Here is a 17814-nt window from a genome sequence, read left to right as displayed (position 1 = left end):
TGCGTAATAATCTGTCATTCCCGCAAGTCTCCGCCATTCCTCCCCGGGATTTCTTTTTTGTGAAGCGAATCATAAAACACTGATCTGCTTCAGAAAATCATTGATAATTTTCGTCGCGAAAAATATGCTGCACTGACACCGGATAAATAATAATCCAAGAGAATATAAGATTATTTCTGCTGTTCCGGGGACTCATCAGATAATGAAACGTGCGTTATTATCAGGAAGGAAACCCTCCTATGGAAAAAGGATATCCGGGTAACAGGGCGGGCAGATTGTGCCTTTTGCTGTCCTGTAGCTTTATTTCACTCTCTCCGGAAAGTTATGCCAGCGGTTTTTTTGAAGACAGTCGATTGACCGGTGATATTTATTACTGGCAACGGGAGAGGGATCGTAAAGAAGCTGGTCAAAGTAATTACCAGACAAACCTCTCTCATGGTACCTGGAACGGGCATCTTGATTTTTCATCCGGCACAGTCGGCGGTCTTTTCAGCGCAGAAATTGCGGCATTTACCGCCATCGAGATGATGGAATCTTCCGGCAGTGCACACCCGAATGAAATCGCCTTTTCTGCATCTGACCGGGCTTATTCTGAAGCATGGGGCGGGGATAAAAGCGGTATCAGTCTGTATAAAGCCGCGGGCACCCTGAAATACGGTCCGTTAAACCTGCGTGCCGGGTATCTTCAGCCGCAGGGACAAACCTTACTGGCTCCGCACTGGAGTCTTCTTCCCGGTACTTACCGGGGGGCTGAGGTTCGCTATTCTCCGGAGAATACCGGCGGCGGAGACCTGAAATTATCCTACATGTGGGCGGACCGCTATAAAGCTCCCTGGCATCTGAAACTGGATCGCTTTTATAAAAACGACAGCCGTAGCCGCATCGCTTATCTGCATTCTTTGGGCGCGGAGTATGACTTCAGGAATGGTCTGGTCCTCGAAACCGCGGCGGGGCAGGCAAAAAACTACATCAATCAGTATCTGGCTAAAACCAGTTATACGGTCGATGTAGCGGGATCGCCGTTGACCGGGAGTTACCAGTTTTACGGAGCACAAAATCAACATTCGCAGGAAGCGGCTAACCAGATGTATCAGGGAATGGCCTGGCTGCAAGCCGTTACCCTTGCGTATCGCTACGGACCGGTGAGCTGGCGACTGGAAGCGACACAGGTCAGCGCTCCGGGGCGGCAGGGTTATTTTTTACAGCGAATGACACCCACTTATGCGTCATCGAATGGCCGGATGGATATCTGGTGGGATAACCGTTCTGATTTTAATGCTCATGGCGAAAAAGCGGTGTTTATCAGCGGAATGTATGATTTAGCGCACCTGAAGTTACCCGGCTTTGCTGTCGGCGCCTCCTTCGTCTATGGCTGGGATGCCAGGCCGTCTTCAGTGAATGACTCGCCTGATCGCTGGTATCGTGCCGGCAATCGTCTGCGGGAGTCGGCGTGGAGCCTTGACGGAATTTATACCGTGCAGGAAGGTCGGGCGAAAGGCACGTTCTTCAAATTACATTTCACCCGTTATAACAATCATTCCGATATTCCTTCCGGGGCCGGAGGATACGCAAATATATTCCAGGATGAAAAAGACATTAAATTTCTCATGGGATTCCCTTTCTCGCTGAAATAAGGAAGGGGACAGAGAATAACGTCCCGCTGGCGCCATTTTTACTGCAACGCACTGATATTTGGTTTTTTTGCCAGTCGGTTCAGACAAACAGTTTTCATTCGTAACAGAAAAAGCCCGGCCGGATGATAAAAATTCTGTTTACACAGTAACGTCAGAAGAGAATGTCGCAGTAAAGAAGCGGAAGTATTCTGCCGGACATTGACCTGGCTTATCCGGTGTTATCAGTTAACGATTAAGGATAATAAGTTATGTTAACCCGTAGATGTTGGTTATCTGCAGTGATCAGTACGATGTTAATTTCAGCCTCTGCATGGGCGGATCAGCAGACGATTGATCAAATGAGCCATTTTGGCGTAAAGGTTGCAGTGGAAGATAATTTTGCTGCGCAGCACGGGGTCAATTGTGCGGCATCAGGCGGAGATTGGGGGGCCTGCTATCAGGCCACGATCACCCTGACGAATCCCGGTGCTGCATTACAAAGTCATGACTGGGCTATCTGGTTTTCTGGTATTCGTCAGGTACTCGCAACAGACAATGACCAGTTCAGAATTACCCATGTTGTCGGTGATTTACATAAAATTGAGCCGACAGAAACGTTCCGGGGGTTCCCTGCCGGAGGCTCTATCGTCTTACCGGTAATAAATGAATACTGGCAGTTATCGCTTTCGGATGTGTTGCCCCGCTGGTATGTCACCTCTTCACAGGGAACACCCAAAGTCATTGCGGCGACTGCCACCGAAAACCTGTCAGAAATAACGACATTACCCGCCAGCCAATGGAAGCGGACGCCGGATGATGCCAACATTTTAATGACGGCGGAAAATCGCTACCTGAAAAACCAGCTAACCTCGCCGGTACCGGCGGCAGAGTTACGTGGCCACATTCTTCCGACACCGCGTAGTGTTGAGATCACTGCGGGCAACGTCAGTCTGAAGCAGGGGATCGCTGCTGATCTGCGGGCTTTGCCGGCTGACAGCGCTAATGTGATCACCGAAGAATTCCGGGAAGCCGGGGTCAGAACCGATGGCAGTTATCCGGTGATCACTGCTATTGATCCCGCGGGGTTCAAAGAAGAGGGGGTTAAGGAAGGTGCTTACCGGCTGCAAATTAGTCAGGAGCGTGCTGAAATTATCGGCTACGATAGCCTTGGGGTATTTAACGGTTTGCAGTCACTGAAGCAACTGATACCCGCGACGGGAGAACCGCTGATCCCGGTCATGAACCTCAGTGATTCCCCCCTGTTTGCCTACCGCGCTATTTTTATCGATGTGGCCAGAAACTTTCATTCAAAGGCCGCTATCCTGCGTACCCTGCAACAGATGTCGCGGTATAAACTGAATATTCTGCATTTACACTTATCAGATGATGAAGGCTGGCGAATTGAGATCCCGGGGCTGCCTGAACTGACGTCTGTCGGGGCAAATCGTTGCCATGATGTCTCTGAAACACGCTGTCTGTTACCGCAACTGGGGTCCGGCCCCGATACTTCAACGACCGGAAGTGGTTACTTCAGCCGTGAGGACTATATTGAGATCCTCCGGTATGCTAATGCGCGGCAAATTACCGTTATCCCTGAAATTGATATGCCTGCTCATGCCCGTGCGGCTGTGATCTCCATGGAAGCGCGGTATAAAAAGCTGATGGCCGAAGGGAAAGTCAGCGAGGCTAACCAGTATCGCTTACAGGAAGACGGTGATGACTCTTCTGTGACGACCGTACAATATTATGATCGTACCAGTTTTATTAATCCCTGCCTGCCATCAGCGCAGCGGTTCGTCAGCAAAATCATGAATGAACTTATCGCAATGCACCGGGAAGCAGGGCAGCCACTGGAAACCTGGCATTTCGGCGGTGACGAAGCAAAAAATATCTATCTGGGGCCGGGATATACCGATAAAAATCATCCGCAACCCGGTAAAGGTCAGCGTGATTTGAGCCTGCAGGATAAGCCCTGGGCGAAGTCTGCCAGTTGCCGTCAGCGGATCCAGCAGGGGGAGGTTGGTGACTTTACACATCTGCCTGGCTGGTTTGCACTCCAGGTCAGCCAGCTGGTGCAATCAGCGGGGCTGAAAAATATGCAGGCGTGGCAGGACGGACTGAAAGCCATCAGTTCAGCCAGTGAATTTGCAACAGGAACCGTGACTCTTAACTTCTGGGATCCACTGTATTGGGACGGCGTGAATTCGGCCGGTGAATGGGCAGAGAAGGGGTATCGGATCATTGTTTCTTCGCCGGATTATCTCTATCTCGATATGCCCTATGAAGTTGATCCGCAGGAGCCGGGATATTACTGGGCAACCCGTTTCAGCGATGAACAGAAAATCTTTACCTTTTCACCGGATAATCTGCCCATGAACGCAGAAACATCGACCGACCGTGACGGAAAAGTCTTTTCAGCCACAGGTCAGGGCAGGTGGCCGGGGGCTGCGGGGATGTCGGCCCAGGTATGGAGCGAAATCGTCAGAACCGACGAGCAAATGGAATACCGGCTATACCCGAGGTTGCTGGCCGTTGCAGAAAGAGCCTGGCACAAAGCTGACTGGGAACTGCCGTATCAGCCAGGGAAGACCTTTGAAAAAGGTAAAACCAGGCATGTTAATCAGCAACAACTGCAGGCAGACTGGAACCGCTTTGCGACACTTCTGGGGAGGTCTGTTTTACCGACGCTGGATACTGCAGGTATCAGCTACCGGATCCCGGTACCAGGGGCGCGTATCCGTAACGGGGTGCTGGAAGCAAATACCTCTCTGCCGGGCGTCAGAATTGAATATTCCACCGATGAGGGGCAACACTGGATGGATTATCAGGAGCAGCAACCGCCGGCAGTCACCGGTAAAATTCTGGTGAGGTCCCGCAGCTCTGACGGACTCCGTAGCGGAAGAGTGGTCAGTCTTCAGGCTGACTGATGACGGGCTGTCGCCACGTCCGCCTTTCAACGGAAGTGGCGACAGGAACCGGATTATTTCTTCAGTTTACTGAGGGGACTCATCGATACAGGATCCTGCAGTGAAACAGGATCCTGTTCCGGTAGCGGGGCTTCACCCGGAGTATAAGGGCGCAGCCTGCGGATCCGCGGACGAAGGATCACACCCGGCATGGCGCGTAACTTACGGCGTAACTGATTTTTAGCCGGACGTTCGTGATAAAGCTTCAGAACAATGACCGAGAATGCCAGTAATGCGGTTAAGCCGTTGGCTGTCATCACGGGGACATCGCTGACGCGGAAGCCGTACCAGGTCCAGCAGGAAACGCCGAAAAACAGTGCAGACCACATCCCCAGCGACAGAGCTTTGGTATCCCGGTTACGGATAATATGCAGTACCTGCAGAAAAAACGAACCGGTGGTTACCCAGGCCGCGACGGTTCCCAGAGCGACAGGCCAGGGAGAAAGGAAATAGGTCGCCAGTAACGCCAGCATCGCGGTAACCACTACAATATAAACACTTTTCATGGCTTATCATCCCCCATTATCTTCAACTGTTGCTGCATATCGTCGATCGTACGGGTCAGGTCTGCGATGAATTTCGGCTCTCCGGCCAGAGACCCTAACAGCTTTTTCTGGCCCGCAAAGGCCGTAACCGGATCAACACTGGCAAAAATTGCTTTGAAATCGACACTACCACACGCTCTGTCCTGATAGTCAAAAGGCAGGGTGTGGCCCGCGACCTTCTGCATAAACAGGAAATATAACGCGACCAGACGTAGCGTTGCCTGCGGTGTTTTCCCCTGCTGATAGCGGGCTTTCAGGGTCGGAACAATAAACTCATGCAGTTTGGCAATACTGTCAGAAGATACCCTCTGACAGGTATCACGTACCCGTTCGTTACCGAAACGTTGCAGCACAGTCTGACAATAGCGGGTTAAATCAATCGGTGAGTCGCCCAGTGCCGGGATGACATCCTGACTGACATACTCAGTGATCCACTGACGAACTTCGGGTAACAGGCTCTGGTCAATATAGTCCTTACCGAGCAATCCTCCGGCCCAGGCAATACCGCTATGGCTTGCGTTCAGTACGCGGATTTTAGCTTCTTCGTAAGGGATAACATCATCTGCAAATTCCACACCTGCCTTTTCCAGCGCCGGACGTCCGGCAATGAAATCATCGCGCATCACCCATTGTGTGAATGACTCACAGCTGACAGGGGCATTGTCATCGTTGATCCCCTGTGCGCGCAGGCGTTGCAACAGTCCGTCATCTGAGGCGGGTGTGATACGGTCGACCATACCGTCCGGGGTACTGATATTCTGTTCAAGCCACCGGGCTAATGCGTCATCCTGACGGGCAGCAACAAATTCTGTTAACCCGCGACGGAAACTTTCTCCGTTACTGCGCAGGTTATCGCAACTGAGCAGCGTAACCGGACCTGCGTTATTCTCCCGCCGGGCAGTCAGGATCTTATAGAGAGCACCATACAGGGTAACCGTGTCTGCGGTACCGGCAAGATCACTTTGTATAGGTGCTGCATTCAGATCCAGATGGCCGTCATCAGTCAGAAAATAGCCACCTTCGGTGACGGTAAAAGAGATTATTCTGGTTTCAGGGCGGGAACCTTCACTGACGACTGCCTGTATTTGCGGGTCCCAGAGGATGACATTACGAATTGCTGAGAGCGTGTGGTAGGCAATATTGCCTTCAGGAGAGATAACTTCGAGTGTGTAGCGCCCTTGCTGTCGGGCCAGATGTTTGAGTGTCTGCTGTGTGCTGCTGTTACGAATATTGGCCAGTGAAATAGACCAGAGGGTATCACCGCTTTCATGTAACTCATTCAGATACCAGCACTGATGAGCCCGATGAAAAGCACCTGCACCCAGATGCAGCCAGACCGATTGTTCAGTTCTTTTTGTAGTCAAATGCATTCCTTAATCTGTAACAGATAGTCATAATGTTACTGGTAACCTTAACATGAATATCCGGCAGATTAAAATTACAACAGCAGGGGAAATGGCGTTAAGGGCAGGGAATGAGACTGTGGGTTGGTGTTTTTATATTTAAAATCAATTAATTACAATTATAAAAAATTGCTATCGTTATCTGATGACAATAAAAAACCGCGACAATGCCGCGGTTTTGAGCGGATGACCGGGAAGTCACCGGCGAAAGACACTCGCTTTTCCAGCCGGTTACAGGCTGCTATCAACATGACGAAAATGCTTATTTATCGTTATGTAAGGTGTCGTCTTCGCGGCAATCACCCGTAGTACAGTGACCATACAGGTAGAGACTGTGGTTGGTCAGCTTAATGCCAAAACGTTTAGCAATTTCACGCTGACGCTGTTCAATTGACTCATCGCTGAACTCAATAACCTTGCCACAATCCAGGCAAATCAGATGGTCATGGTGCTGCTGTTGGGTCAATTCAAAGACTGACTTACCGCCTTCGAAGTTATGACGCGTTACGATACCCGCATCATCAAACTGGTTCAGTACGCGATACACCGTGGCCAGACCAATTTCTTCGCCCATATCAATCAGGCGTTTGTACAAATCTTCCGCACTAACGTGATGGCATTCAGGTTCCTGAAGAACTTCCAGAATTTTCAGTCTCGGAAGCGTGACCTTCAGACCGGCCTTTTTCAGTGCGGAGTTATTGTCAGTCATGCAGTTATTGTCCTGTTACTTTTGAAAATGACTTTGGCAAAGCGCCATGAAGTTCGGTAATGACCTTATTTTTTTTGATTCATTATAGAACCGAAGTATCGAAATTGAAACTACAGGCCCGGGCCGGTTTTCCCTGAGAAAAGGTCGCGGAACACCGTGAAATGCAGGCCTGTCAGGGATAGTGACAATCTGATACAAAAAAGATATTCCCGGAAATCGCACGAAAGGAAAAATACAAGCGTCGACATCGGGAAATAGCTCAGAGCCCGCTGGTCATTTTAGCCGGCTCTGCAGATGCTGAAGTGAACACTACCACAACTGATACAAAAAACCCTACTAAGCGTTGAGGATTTCTTTCAGTTGCAGTTCATCGGAAATTTGCGCGACCCATTGGCTGACACGTTCGTTGGTCAGTTCAGGCTGGCGGTCTTCATCAATGGCCAGGCCCAGGAAGTGTTTATCATCGGCCAGCCCTTTGGAGGCTTCAAAATGATAACCCTCTGTCGGCCAGTGACCAACGATGACTGCACCTTTTGGCTCGATGATGTCCCGCAGTGTGCCTAATGCATCACAGAAGTATTCCGCATAGTCTTCCTGATCACCGCAGCCGAACAGGGCAACCAGTTTGCCGTTAAAGTCAATGTCTTCCAGAGTCGGGAAAAAATCGTCCCAGTCACACTGCGCTTCACCGTAGTACCAGGTCGGGATCCCCAGCAACAGAATATCGAAAGCGTCCAAATCTTCTTTGGTACTTTTAGCGATGTCATGCACTTCAGCAACGTCTTTACCCAAGTGTTTTTGGATCATTTTTGCGATGTTTTCAGTGTTACCGGTATCGCTGCCAAAAAAGATGCCTACGATTGCCATGTGGGGTTAACCTCTTGAATCTTAAAATCAGATGAATGTAATTTCCGTACAGATGCGCGAATAATAGCAGACCTGAGATGTGGGCGGTACTTGTAAACGAGTCAGATTTATCCCTGAGTGCGCAACACAGATTTAACGCTTTTTCAGCTGCGCCAGGATGATTTGTTCGATGAGTTCGCTGCGACTCAACTGTTGTTCTGCCGCCAGTGAGTTCAGTGCATCGACCACATCACTGTTCATTTTAAGCTCTACCCGCTGTAATCCGCGCACTCTGTCCCGTTTTAGCTGGTTGCGTTTATTTATGCGTAACTGTTCGTCACGGGAAAGCAGACTGGTTTTAGGACGACCGGGTCTGCGTTCATTCGCGAATAAATCGAGCGTAGTACGATCCGTATTTTCTTTTGCCATGATTTTTGAAACTGAACACCTGCGATGTATCAGATACACGCAGCATAGTGATGAATGAATACGGTTATCATGCTAAAAGCACACGATAAAATTTTAGCGCGCAATCATACTCCAGTGAGATGACAGACGCCAATGTTAAAACGCGGCCAGCCCCTGATTTCAGGTGACGGACATAAAACGTCGCACAGCACTGATGACGGCATCAGGCTTTTCTGCATGCACCCAGTGACCCGCACCGGCAATAATATGGGCTTTTGCTGCCGGGAATTGAGCCAGAAGGGGCTCCCGATAGTGATTATCCAGATAAGAGGATAAGGCACCCCGAATAAAGAGGGCAGGGCCAGGCCAGGCAGGACACTCTTCCCAGCCGGAAATGGTCGTGTAATTATCCCAAAGTGCAGGAACATTGAATAACCACTCTCCCTGACGGAATGACTTCAGCAGGAAATTAATGACCATGTCATCCTGCAGCAAAGGACGCATTAGTTGCGCTGCAGCTTCCCGTTGGGTGATACCCGCTTCGCTGACGGCCTGCAGTGCTGCAAAAATAGCATCATGCCGACGGGTCTGATAATTGACGGGGGCGATATCAATAATTACCAGTCGCTTGACCCGTTCCGGTGCCAGGGCTGTCATCGCCATGGCTATTTTCCCGCCCATGGAATGGCCTATCACATTCACCTGATCCAGGTGATGGTTATCCAGCGTCTGCAGCATATCCTGCGCCATGACCGCATAGTCCATCCCGGCGGCTCGCGGAGAACGGCCATGGTTACGGACGTCCACCTGTAATACTGTCCTGTGCGGATGCAGGCTGCGGGCCAGCACACCAAGGTTATCCATACTGCCAAAAAGGCCATGGATCAGCAGAACAGGGGATGATTCTTCATCAATTTGTGCAGATTGCAGACGACTGTTTAAAATCATGGCAAAGTTCTTACGGTTGGACCCCGGGCTTGGGGTATCATGGTTTACTATTCAGGAAATCCGGCAGGTGATTTTAAGGCATATTCTGACTTTTACGTGAACGGTAATTCAGTTCTACCTGCTTGTCTCTGTTTAAATTTACAATCAACTGGTAATTTACCGGGGCAGAATATCAGATTATTTCCGGTATACTGCCATTATTCGGAATTTTACATTAGCCATAACAGTACGGAAAAAGATGAAAACGATTGAAGTAGACGATGAGCTTTATCGCTATATTGCCAGCCATACACGTCATATCGGCGAAAGTGCCTCCGATATTTTGCGCAGAATGCTTAAAGTTTCTGAGCAGGCAATCACTGATACCTCCGATAAAAAGGCTGACAGTAAGGAAACTTCGCTACTGGTCAGTGCGCGTGCTGAAACGCGCCCGCAGGATCGTGTTCGTACCGTGCGTGAGTTGTTATTGTCCGATGAATATGCGGAACAAAAGCGCGCCGTTAACCGCTTTATGATGGTGCTGTCGACGCTTTATAGTCTGGATCCCGGGGAGTTCCGTCAGGCAACAACGACGATGCAGGGACGTACACGCGTCTATTTCGCCGGTGATGAGCAGACGCTGTTACAAAGCGGCACCCATACTAAACCGAAACATATTCCGGGAACACCTTACTGGGTGATCACCAATACCAATACCGGCCGCAAATGCAGCATGATCGAACACATTATGCAGTCGATGAAGTTTCCTCAGGAACTTGCTGACAAAGTTTGCGGGACTATTTAATCCGAACTTAGCGTTAGGGAGAAACGGCAATGGCCAGTCACCCACGGGCAGGGCAACCTGCTCAACAGAGCGATCTTATTAATGTCGCGCAACTGACATCACAGTATTACGTGCTGAAACCGGATCTGTCTGACAGTGACCATGCAGTGAAATTCGGCACTTCCGGTCACCGTGGCAGTTCCGCGCGTCAGAGTTTCAATGAGACGCATATTCTGGCGATTGCCCAGGCGATTGCGGAAGAACGCAGCAAAAACGGTATCACCGGGCCTTGCTATGTCGGGAAAGATACCCATGCGTTGTCTGAACCGGCGATGATCTCCGTACTGGAAGTCCTGGTCGCTAACGGGGTGGAAGTGATTGTCCAGCAGGACAATGGCTATACGCCGACCCCGGCTATCTCTAACGCAATCCTGCAACATAATAAACGTGGTTCAGCGCTGGCCGACGGGATTGTCATTACACCGTCGCATAACCCGCCGGAAGACGGAGGGATTAAATATAATCCACCGAATGGCGGCCCGGCAGATACCAATGTAACTAAAGTGGTTGAAGCCCGTGCGAATCAGTTAATCCGGGACTCTCTGAAAGACGTAAAACGCCTGACTCTGGCGGAAGCCAACACCCGCGGACTTATTCGTGAAGAGGATCTGATCCAGCCTTATGTGGAAGGGCTGGCGGATGTTATTGATTTTGATGCTATAAAAAAAGCGAATCTTACGCTGGGCGTTGACCCGTTAGGTGGCTCCGGGATTGCCTACTGGCAACGTATCGCTGAACATTATCAGTTGAATATTACGCTGGTAAATGATGCTGTCGACCAGACATTCCGCTTTATGCATCTGGACAAAGACGGAGCGGTCCGTATGGACTGTTCGTCTGAATGTGCAATGGCGGGCCTGCTGGCTCTGCGCGAGAAATTTGACCTGGCGTTTGCTAACGACCCGGATTATGACCGTCACGGCATCGTTACCCCGTCCGGGCTGATGAATCCGAACCACTATCTTGCGGTAGCGATCCACTATCTTTTCCGCCATCGTCCGCAATGGTCTGCTGATGTCGCCGTCGGTAAGACGCTGGTTTCCAGTGCCATGATCGATCGGGTGGTAGAGGATATCGGTCGTCAGCTGATTGAGGTTCCGGTGGGCTTTAAATGGTTTGTTGATGGTCTGTTTGATGGCAGCCTGGGTTTTGGCGGCGAAGAGAGTGCCGGGGCTTCCTTCCTGCGCTTTGACGGTACGCCGTGGTCGACAGATAAAGACGGCATCATTATGTGCCTGTTGGCGGCAGAAATTACTGCAGTGACCGGACTGAATCCACAGCAGCATTATGATGCACTGGCGGATAAATTCGGTTCTCCGAGCTACAACCGTATTCAGGCACCGGCAACCACGGCCCAGAAAGCGGTGCTATCAAAGTTATCACCGGAAATGGTGAGTGCGGATATCCTGGCCGGTGACCCGATCATCGCCCGACTGACCGAAGCACCAGGTAATGGTGCGGCGATTGGTGGCCTGAAAGTTATGACTAAAAATGGCTGGTTTGCTGCGCGTCCTTCCGGGACCGAAGATGCTTACAAGATTTATTGTGAGAGCTTCCTGGGAGCTGAGCACCGCGAAAAAATCGAAAAAGAAGCCGTTGATATCGTCAGCGACGTACTCAAAAACGCCTGATGACGATCAGAGAAATAGATTTCAAAAGCGCCCGTTGGGCGCTTTTTTTTGGGAAAAAACCGGGAAACGCGATAGCGGGAGATCTTTTCTGTGATTGCCGTTATACTCCAAACCTGTACAGTTTTAAATATAAGGTACAGGTTTATGACGCTTTCTCCGCTTATCGGGGTTTTGACCGCGCAGTCCCGGGACCAGGCCATGACACGCCTGGCGGTTGATTTGCCTTCCGGATTCCGACTGAAACACATTACAGCACAGGATGTTACAGCACTCATGACTCGTGAACATGCTGAGCACCCGCCACTGACCAGCCGTCAGAAATTAACGCTCTGGCCCGTTAACGGGATTATTATTTCACAACAGGTGAGCCGGGCTGAATATGAAATTTTATCCGGACATGTCCCTTCTCTGCCGTTAACGGATGAAAGTGATCTCGCCCGTCCCGAACAGCGTCAGCAGTTTCTGGCATCGGTGGCAGCACGTGCAGAATTTGATGCCTTGTGTGACGGAGAGCTGACAGCAAACCGGCTGATGCAGTTTCATACCTGTTACAAATATCAATTACTGGCGCATTCTCAGCCGTTGTATCGTCAGTCAGGACCGCTGGTGGCCGGTATGTCTGACTGGCCATCCCTGGAAGCGTTTGCGCTGGCGTATCGCCGCAAGCTGATGGAAATTCTTAGCTGCCCTGCGACGCGGGAAAACCATACCAATGTGCTGATGCATATCCAGGGGTATTTCCGCCCGCACCTCAGCGGGCCGCAGAGACAAGCACTGGCGGCGATTATTGATGATTACCGACGCGGGGAATTACCGCTGTCAGCACCGGTGGCAGAGCTGAAGCGCTATCTTGCTATGTACCCGCATAGCTGGTTGTCATCCCAGCGCTACCTTTTCCCCTCTCTGCCCTCTGTGGCAGAATTTTCCCTGCAAACGGAGGCGCTGTGAAAACTCATCTTGTCTGGCTGAGAAATGACTTACGTCTGAATGATAATCCTGCACTTTATGCGGCTTGCCAGGATCCTGATGCCAGGGTGATAGCCCTGTACATCGCCACCCCGGGGCAATGGCAGCAGCATGATGTGTCCGGACGTCAGCTATCGTTTATTCGTGACAGTCTGCAACATCTGAGTGAAGACCTTAGCGGGCTGGGGATCCCGCTGTTGTTTGCTGCCTGTGATGATTTTACGCAGAGTGTGGAACAGCTTTCCGGTATCTGTCACAGGTATGAGGTGACTCAGGTTTTTTATAACTACCAATACGAACTGAACGAACACCGTCGAGACCAACGGGCAGAGCAAAAACTCGCGGAAGAGGATATCGTGAGTCAGGGGTTCCATGACGGAACCCTGGTTCCTCCCGGCAGCGTACTGACCGGTAAAGGGACAATGTACAATGTTTATACCCCTTTCAGTAAAGCGCTGGTCAAAGCGCTTTTACATGAACTCCCGGAGTGCTACCCCGCACCTGACAAGCGGGCACATCCGGCGGATATTCAGGCGAATGATATCCCGTCATTGAGTGAGCAGAGTCGCGACTATGACAGGGAATGTTTTCCTCCCGGTCATCGGGCGGCCCTTCAGCGCCTGCGTAAGTTCAGTCAGCAAGGGGCTGAAGAGTATCATCGTCTGCGGGACTTCCCTGAACATGCGGGCACCAGCGTATTATCTCCGTACCTGGCGACCGGGCAGATTTCGGCACGGCAGTGTCTGTTACGTATCCTTCATGACCATCCCGAAGCCCTGTCCGGCGGGAATGCCTTCAGCTGGCTGAATGAAATCTTCTGGCGGGAGTTTTATATTCATCTGCTGGTGGCTTATCCGGCATTGTGTCGTCATCAGCCCTTTACCGACTGGACGGCAAATGTCCGCTGGCGCAAGGATGATGAACAATTACGGGCCTGGCAACAGGGTAAGACCGGGTTTCCGGTGGTGGATGCCGCTATGCGGCAACTGAACGAAACCGGCTGGATGCATAACCGGTTGCGGATGATTGTCGCCAGTTTCCTGGTGAAGGATTTGCTTATCGACTGGCGGGAAGGTGAGCGATACTTTATGTCGCAATTGCTGGATGGTTCGCTGGCCGCTAATAACGGTGGCTGGCAATGGGCCGCCTCCACCGGTACCGATGCGGCGCCGTACTTCCGCATTTTTAACCCGCAACTGCAGGGTGAACGTTTTGACCCTGCCGGTAATTTCATCCGGCGCTGGATCCCTGAGCTGTCCGCTGTGCCGGATAAAGCTATCCATGATCCGGTCAACTGGGCGAAAAAACACGGCAAAACACTGGATTATCCGGCACAGATTGTTGATCATAAGCAGGCGCGTCAGACGACTCTGCAGGCCTACGAGGCTGCCCGGAAGCACAATCCATCCCCCGGAAAATGAGAAACAGAATGAATAATACCCGGCTTGAACAATTGATCCATCAGCAACTGAACAGCCACAGTTTCAGCGATTACGCCCCTAACGGTCTGCAGGTTGAAGGCCGTCCTGAAGTAAAACGGGTGGTGACCGGTGTTACCGCCTGTCAGGCTCTGCTGGATGAGGCGGTAAAATTACAGGCAGATGCCGTGATCGTCCATCATGGTTATTTCTGGAAAAATGAGTCGCCGCTGGTGAAAGGGATGAAGCGTCAGCGCCTGCGAACGCTGCTACTGAATGATATCAATCTGTATGGCTGGCACCTTCCTTTGGATGCTCATCCAGAGTTAGGAAATAATGCCCAACTGGCAAAACTGCTCGGTATTCAGGCGGAGGGTGAAATCGTTCCGCTGGTGCCTTATGGCTCGCTGAGCACTCCGCTAAGCGGTGAAGCCCTGAAGTTGCTGATTCAGGATAAACTGGGTCGTGAACCTTTGCATAGCGGGGAGAATGCCCCCGACACCATCACCCGCATCGCGTGGTGTACCGGAGGGGGGCAGGGCTTTATCGATGATGCGGCAGATTTTGGTGTTGATGCCTTTATTACCGGTGAGGTCTCGGAAAAGACTATCCATGTTGCCCGTGAGCGAGGACTCCATTTTTATGCGGCCGGTCATCATGCGACCGAACGCGGAGGCATACGTGCCTTAGGGGAATGGCTCCGCGAGCAGCAGGGTTTGCAGGTCACTTTCGTCGATATCGACAACCCGGCCTGAGTGTCCTTTCCGTCACTGACAGGGCTTTGCCGGGGGTCTTCCCGGCAGGGCCTTGCATTACCGTGTCATACTTAATTTTTCCCTGCAGGGATACCCCGGTAAGCGGTTTTCCCCCGCAGGGATAATCCGGCCTGATCCTCCTCTCCTGCAAGGCTATTCTATTGGCGAAGTTCATCTCCTGTTTACGGAAAATATGACATTTTCTGTCCCCGGCCGGCTGCCATCATTTTACCGTATGTCTCTGAATTATTAAAAATGTTGACACAGATCCTTCAGTTACGGATAACGGTAGCACGGGATCACAGGTGTCTGTGGACACTACATTGGCTTTATTGGGCCGTGTTTTTAATGCGGAGGCAGGTGGTGCAGCAAATCAGATATTACATGCTGGGAGAGCAGGCACTGGTGATGGAGCTATCTCCCCCGGTATCCCTGGCGTCGCAGCACAAAATCCGGGGAATGGCCAGGCAACTGGAAAAAGTGCAAGGGGTCCGGCAAGTCATTCCCGGAATGAACAATCTGACCGTTATTCTGCTGGATATTCCGTCGGATACCAGGGCCGCGCTGGCGGGGCTTCGCAGCCAATGGGAAAACAGCTCTGCGGCTATTCCTGAATCGCGAACCGTCACTATCCCGGTCATCTACGGAGGGGCTGCGGGTCCGGACCTGGCAGAGGTTGCCCGCTATTGCCAGCTCTCGCCTTCTCAGGTCATTGAACGGCACAGTGCTGCGCTCTATACCGTGTATTTTATTGGTTTTCAGCCCGGGTTCCCTTATCTGGGCGGGCTGGATGTCAGTCTTCACTGCCCGCGCCGGGCTGAGCCCAGAATTTCGGTACCTGCAGGCAGCGTCGGGATTGGCGGAAGCCAGACGGGTATTTATCCGCTTCCGACGCCGGGGGGCTGGCAGCTTATCGGCCAGTCCTCGTTATCTTTATTTTCCGCGCAACGCATCCCGCCGGTTTTACTGGCTCCCGGGGATACGGTGCGCTTTGTGCCTCAGAAGGAGGGACAATGTTAACCATCCTCCGTGCCGGAATGGCCACCTCAGTTCAGGATGCCGGGCGCTATCACTATAGCCAGTCAGGGATCAGCCTGAGCGGAGCCCTGGATCTGCCGGCCATGAAAACGGCGAATCTGCTGGCAGGTAATCCTGAAAACAGCGCCGTCCTCGAGGTCACTTTCGGACAGGCTCAGTTCATTTTTGGACGCGATAGCTGGTTCGCCCTGACCGGTGCAGGCTGTGAGGCCGAACTTGAGGGTAAGCCCGTCTGGACAGGCTGGCGAACTTTCGCCAGGGCAGGACAGGTGCTGACATTACATCGTGCACTGCGCGGAGTCAGAAGCTATCTGGCGATCAATGGCGGTTTTGATCTGCCTGAGGTCATGGGATCCGTCAGTACGGATCTGAAAGCCGGGTTTGGTGGCTGGCAGGGGCGCTATCTGCGTGACGGTGATCAGTTACCGCTGAATCCGCCGACCCGGGAGTTTTCACACAGTGCCGGGGTCAGGCAATTATTGTGGGGAAATCGCGTGAGGGTCATCCCCGGGCCCGAATACCATGAGTTCAGCCGCGGATCCGGTCAGGCATTCTGGCGTACAGGCTGGACGCTGTCAGCTCAGAGTAACCGGATGGGGTTCCGTTTACAGGGCCGGCAACTCCAACGGCCGTGCGGCCGGGAGTTACTCTCCCATGCGGTGCTGCCGGGGACGATACAGGTCACTAACGGCGGACAGCCTGTGGTTCTGATGGCAGATGCCCAGACGACGGGAGGTTATCCCCGGATAGGCGTGGTGATTTCGGCGGATCTTTACCATCTGGCACAGATACGCCCGGGGGAGCCGATACATTTTGTTCACTGTACTCATGAAGAAGCATTACGGGCAAAACAGCACCAGCAGCATGTACTGAAGATGATGGAATGGGGACTCTCAGAGAGATGAAAATAGATTTAAATGCGGATTTGGGTGAGGGTTCGGCTCTGGATGATCAGTTGCTGCAATTAGTCAGTTCAGCCAATATCGCCTGCGGATTTCATGCCGGTGATGCATCCACCATGTTGCAGTCCGTACGTCTGGCAAAACAATACGGGGTACGGGTCGGAGCGCATCCTTCTTTTCCGGATCGTGAGAATTTTGGCCGGACGGCGATGACGTTACCGGCATCGGACGTCTATGCGCAGCAGCTCTATCAGATTGGGGCGTTAAAAACCATTGCCGCCAGTGAAGGCGTTGCGTTAGCCCACGTGAAACCCCACGGAATGCTGTATAACCAGGCGGCGCGTGACAGACAACTGGCAGACATCATCGCCCGGGCGGTCTTCGCCGCAGATCCCGGACTGATTCTGGTCGGACTGGCCGGCAGTGAGTTGATTGCCGCGGGGCAGCATTACGGTTTAGCGACGCGTGAGGAAGTGTTTGCAGACCGGGGATATACCGTGAAGGGTGAGCTGGTACCTCGCGGAGAACCCGGCGCATTACTGGCTGAAGCCAGCCAGGCGATCACTCAGACTTTGCAGATGGTACAGCAGGGGGAAGTCACCGCAGTGAGCGGGGAGCAGGTTCGTGTCACCGCGCAGACCGTCTGCCTGCATGGGGATGGGGAACATGCCTTGCTGTTCGCCCGGGCATTGTGTGAAGCCTTCCGCCGGGAAAATATTATGATCACTGCCTGAAGCCCCGATGTGCAGGACAGGATATCGGGTCGCACGCGGCGATCATGCCGCGGGTAATATTATGATTCATATTATCAATGGCAGTAACGTTGACAGTGCTGCCATTCTG

At 51.9% G+C, this 17814-nt stretch carries 16 protein-coding genes; 10 read left to right on the top strand and 6 right to left on the bottom strand.

All coding sequences use genetic code 11. The features are described 5' to 3' along the window. The first annotated feature begins 239 nt into the window (after window positions 1-239). On the top strand, window positions 240-1634 hold the full coding sequence (locus GTPT_RS13900; RefSeq protein ID WP_025902141.1) for an OprD family outer membrane porin: 1395 nt from the start codon (window positions 240-242) through the stop codon (window positions 1632-1634). Window positions 1635-1882: 248 nt separating this feature from the next. Further along, the gene (locus GTPT_RS13895) at window positions 1883-4540 is read left to right on the top strand and encodes a family 20 glycosylhydrolase (protein ID WP_029991631.1); all 2658 of its coding nucleotides are present in this window, start codon (window positions 1883-1885) and stop codon (window positions 4538-4540) included. A 53-nt stretch (window positions 4541-4593) separates the two neighbouring features. Here GTPT_RS13895 and GTPT_RS13890 read toward each other — a convergent pair whose 3' ends face one another. The 6 genes from GTPT_RS13890 to ybfF form a co-directional block, all read right to left on the bottom strand. Then, the gene (locus GTPT_RS13890) at window positions 4594-5085 is read right to left on the bottom strand and encodes a SemiSWEET family sugar transporter (protein ID WP_025902140.1); all 492 of its coding nucleotides are present in this window, start codon (window positions 5083-5085) and stop codon (window positions 4594-4596) included. Further along, on the bottom strand, window positions 5082-6488 hold the full coding sequence (dalD, locus tag GTPT_RS13885; protein WP_241964891.1) for a D-arabinitol 4-dehydrogenase: 1407 nt from the start codon (window positions 6486-6488) through the stop codon (window positions 5082-5084). The genes GTPT_RS13890 and dalD overlap by 4 nt, the downstream gene beginning before the upstream one ends. A 301-nt stretch (window positions 6489-6789) precedes the next feature. Continuing rightward, on the bottom strand, window positions 6790-7236 hold the full coding sequence (gene fur, locus GTPT_RS13880) for a ferric iron uptake transcriptional regulator (RefSeq protein WP_025902138.1): 447 nt from the start codon (window positions 7234-7236) through the stop codon (window positions 6790-6792). A gap of 336 nt (window positions 7237-7572) precedes the next feature. After that, the gene (fldA, locus tag GTPT_RS13875; RefSeq protein WP_025902137.1) at window positions 7573-8103 is read right to left on the bottom strand and encodes a flavodoxin FldA; all 531 of its coding nucleotides are present in this window, start codon (window positions 8101-8103) and stop codon (window positions 7573-7575) included. A 132-nt stretch (window positions 8104-8235) separates the two neighbouring features. After that, window positions 8236-8511 (bottom strand): LexA regulated protein, encoded by a 276-nt coding sequence (gene ybfE / locus GTPT_RS13870; RefSeq protein ID WP_025902136.1) that lies wholly within the window; start codon window positions 8509-8511, stop codon window positions 8236-8238. A gap of 159 nt (window positions 8512-8670) precedes the next feature. Next, a complete protein-coding gene (gene ybfF, locus GTPT_RS13865; protein ID WP_025902135.1) occupies window positions 8671-9438 on the bottom strand; it encodes an esterase in 768 nt (255 codons plus the stop codon). A gap of 238 nt (window positions 9439-9676) precedes the next feature. On the opposite strand from ybfF, the gene seqA reads away from it, so the two are divergent. From seqA to pxpA, 8 genes are all read left to right on the top strand, one after another. Next, window positions 9677-10222 carry a replication initiation negative regulator SeqA gene (gene seqA, locus GTPT_RS13855; protein WP_025902133.1) on the top strand — a complete coding sequence of 182 codons (546 nt, stop codon included), beginning with the start codon at window positions 9677-9679 and terminating at the stop codon, window positions 10220-10222. 29 nt (window positions 10223-10251) lie between these two features. Further along, entirely contained in the window at window positions 10252-11892 is a 1641-nt protein-coding gene (gene pgm, locus GTPT_RS13850; RefSeq protein WP_025902132.1) for a phosphoglucomutase (alpha-D-glucose-1,6-bisphosphate-dependent), read from the top strand. Between the two features lie 144 nt (window positions 11893-12036). Next, window positions 12037-12840: a YbgA family protein gene (locus tag GTPT_RS13845; protein ID WP_071780157.1), complete on the top strand. Its 804-nt coding sequence runs from the start codon at window positions 12037-12039 to the stop codon at window positions 12838-12840. Continuing rightward, window positions 12837-14279: a deoxyribodipyrimidine photo-lyase gene (phrB, locus tag GTPT_RS13840; protein ID WP_029991637.1), complete on the top strand. Its 1443-nt coding sequence runs from the start codon at window positions 12837-12839 to the stop codon at window positions 14277-14279. Before GTPT_RS13845 ends, phrB begins: the two co-directional genes overlap by 4 nt. 8 nt (window positions 14280-14287) lie before the next feature. Continuing rightward, on the top strand, window positions 14288-15031 hold the full coding sequence (locus GTPT_RS13835; RefSeq protein WP_029991638.1) for a type 2 GTP cyclohydrolase I: 744 nt from the start codon (window positions 14288-14290) through the stop codon (window positions 15029-15031). Window positions 15032-15394: 363 nt separating this feature from the next. Further along, entirely contained in the window at window positions 15395-16051 is a 657-nt protein-coding gene (gene pxpB / locus GTPT_RS13825) for a 5-oxoprolinase subunit PxpB (RefSeq protein WP_029991639.1), read from the top strand. Next, on the top strand, window positions 16045-16974 hold the full coding sequence (gene pxpC / locus GTPT_RS13820) for a 5-oxoprolinase subunit PxpC (protein ID WP_029991640.1): 930 nt from the start codon (window positions 16045-16047) through the stop codon (window positions 16972-16974). The genes pxpB and pxpC overlap by 7 nt, the downstream gene beginning before the upstream one ends. Beyond that, window positions 16971-17705 carry a 5-oxoprolinase subunit PxpA gene (pxpA, locus tag GTPT_RS13815; RefSeq protein WP_025902964.1) on the top strand — a complete coding sequence of 245 codons (735 nt, stop codon included), beginning with the start codon at window positions 16971-16973 and terminating at the stop codon, window positions 17703-17705. The genes pxpC and pxpA overlap by 4 nt, the downstream gene beginning before the upstream one ends. The last annotated feature ends 109 nt before the right edge of the window (window positions 17706-17814 follow it).

It is taken from the genome of Tatumella ptyseos ATCC 33301 (assembly GCF_000735525.1).
Classification (GTDB): domain Bacteria; phylum Pseudomonadota; class Gammaproteobacteria; order Enterobacterales; family Enterobacteriaceae; genus Tatumella; species Tatumella ptyseos.
This window is presented reverse-complemented; position numbering and strand designations above follow the sequence as displayed.

Coding starts and splice junctions, on each gene's coding strand:
- fldA (WP_025902137.1), bottom strand. CDS start 8,103: ATGGCAATCGTAGGCATCTTTTTTGGCAGCGATACCGGTAACACTGAA.
- pxpA (WP_025902964.1), top strand. CDS start 16,971: ATGAAAATAGATTTAAATGCGGATTTGGGTGAGGGTTCGGCTCTGGAT.
- GTPT_RS13835 (WP_029991638.1), top strand. CDS start 14,288: ATGAATAATACCCGGCTTGAACAATTGATCCATCAGCAACTGAACAGC.
- ybfE (WP_025902136.1), bottom strand. CDS start 8,511: ATGGCAAAAGAAAATACGGATCGTACTACGCTCGATTTATTCGCGAAT.
- GTPT_RS13845 (WP_071780157.1), top strand. CDS start 12,037: ATGACGCTTTCTCCGCTTATCGGGGTTTTGACCGCGCAGTCCCGGGAC.
- pgm (WP_025902132.1), top strand. CDS start 10,252: ATGGCCAGTCACCCACGGGCAGGGCAACCTGCTCAACAGAGCGATCTT.
- seqA (WP_025902133.1), top strand. CDS start 9,677: ATGAAAACGATTGAAGTAGACGATGAGCTTTATCGCTATATTGCCAGC.
- GTPT_RS13890 (WP_025902140.1), bottom strand. CDS start 5,085: ATGAAAAGTGTTTATATTGTAGTGGTTACCGCGATGCTGGCGTTACTG.
- GTPT_RS13895 (WP_029991631.1), top strand. CDS start 1,883: ATGTTAACCCGTAGATGTTGGTTATCTGCAGTGATCAGTACGATGTTA.
- fur (WP_025902138.1), bottom strand. CDS start 7,236: ATGACTGACAATAACTCCGCACTGAAAAAGGCCGGTCTGAAGGTCACG.
- GTPT_RS13900 (WP_025902141.1), top strand. CDS start 240: ATGGAAAAAGGATATCCGGGTAACAGGGCGGGCAGATTGTGCCTTTTG.
- ybfF (WP_025902135.1), bottom strand. CDS start 9,438: ATGATTTTAAACAGTCGTCTGCAATCTGCACAAATTGATGAAGAATCA.
- pxpC (WP_029991640.1), top strand. CDS start 16,045: ATGTTAACCATCCTCCGTGCCGGAATGGCCACCTCAGTTCAGGATGCC.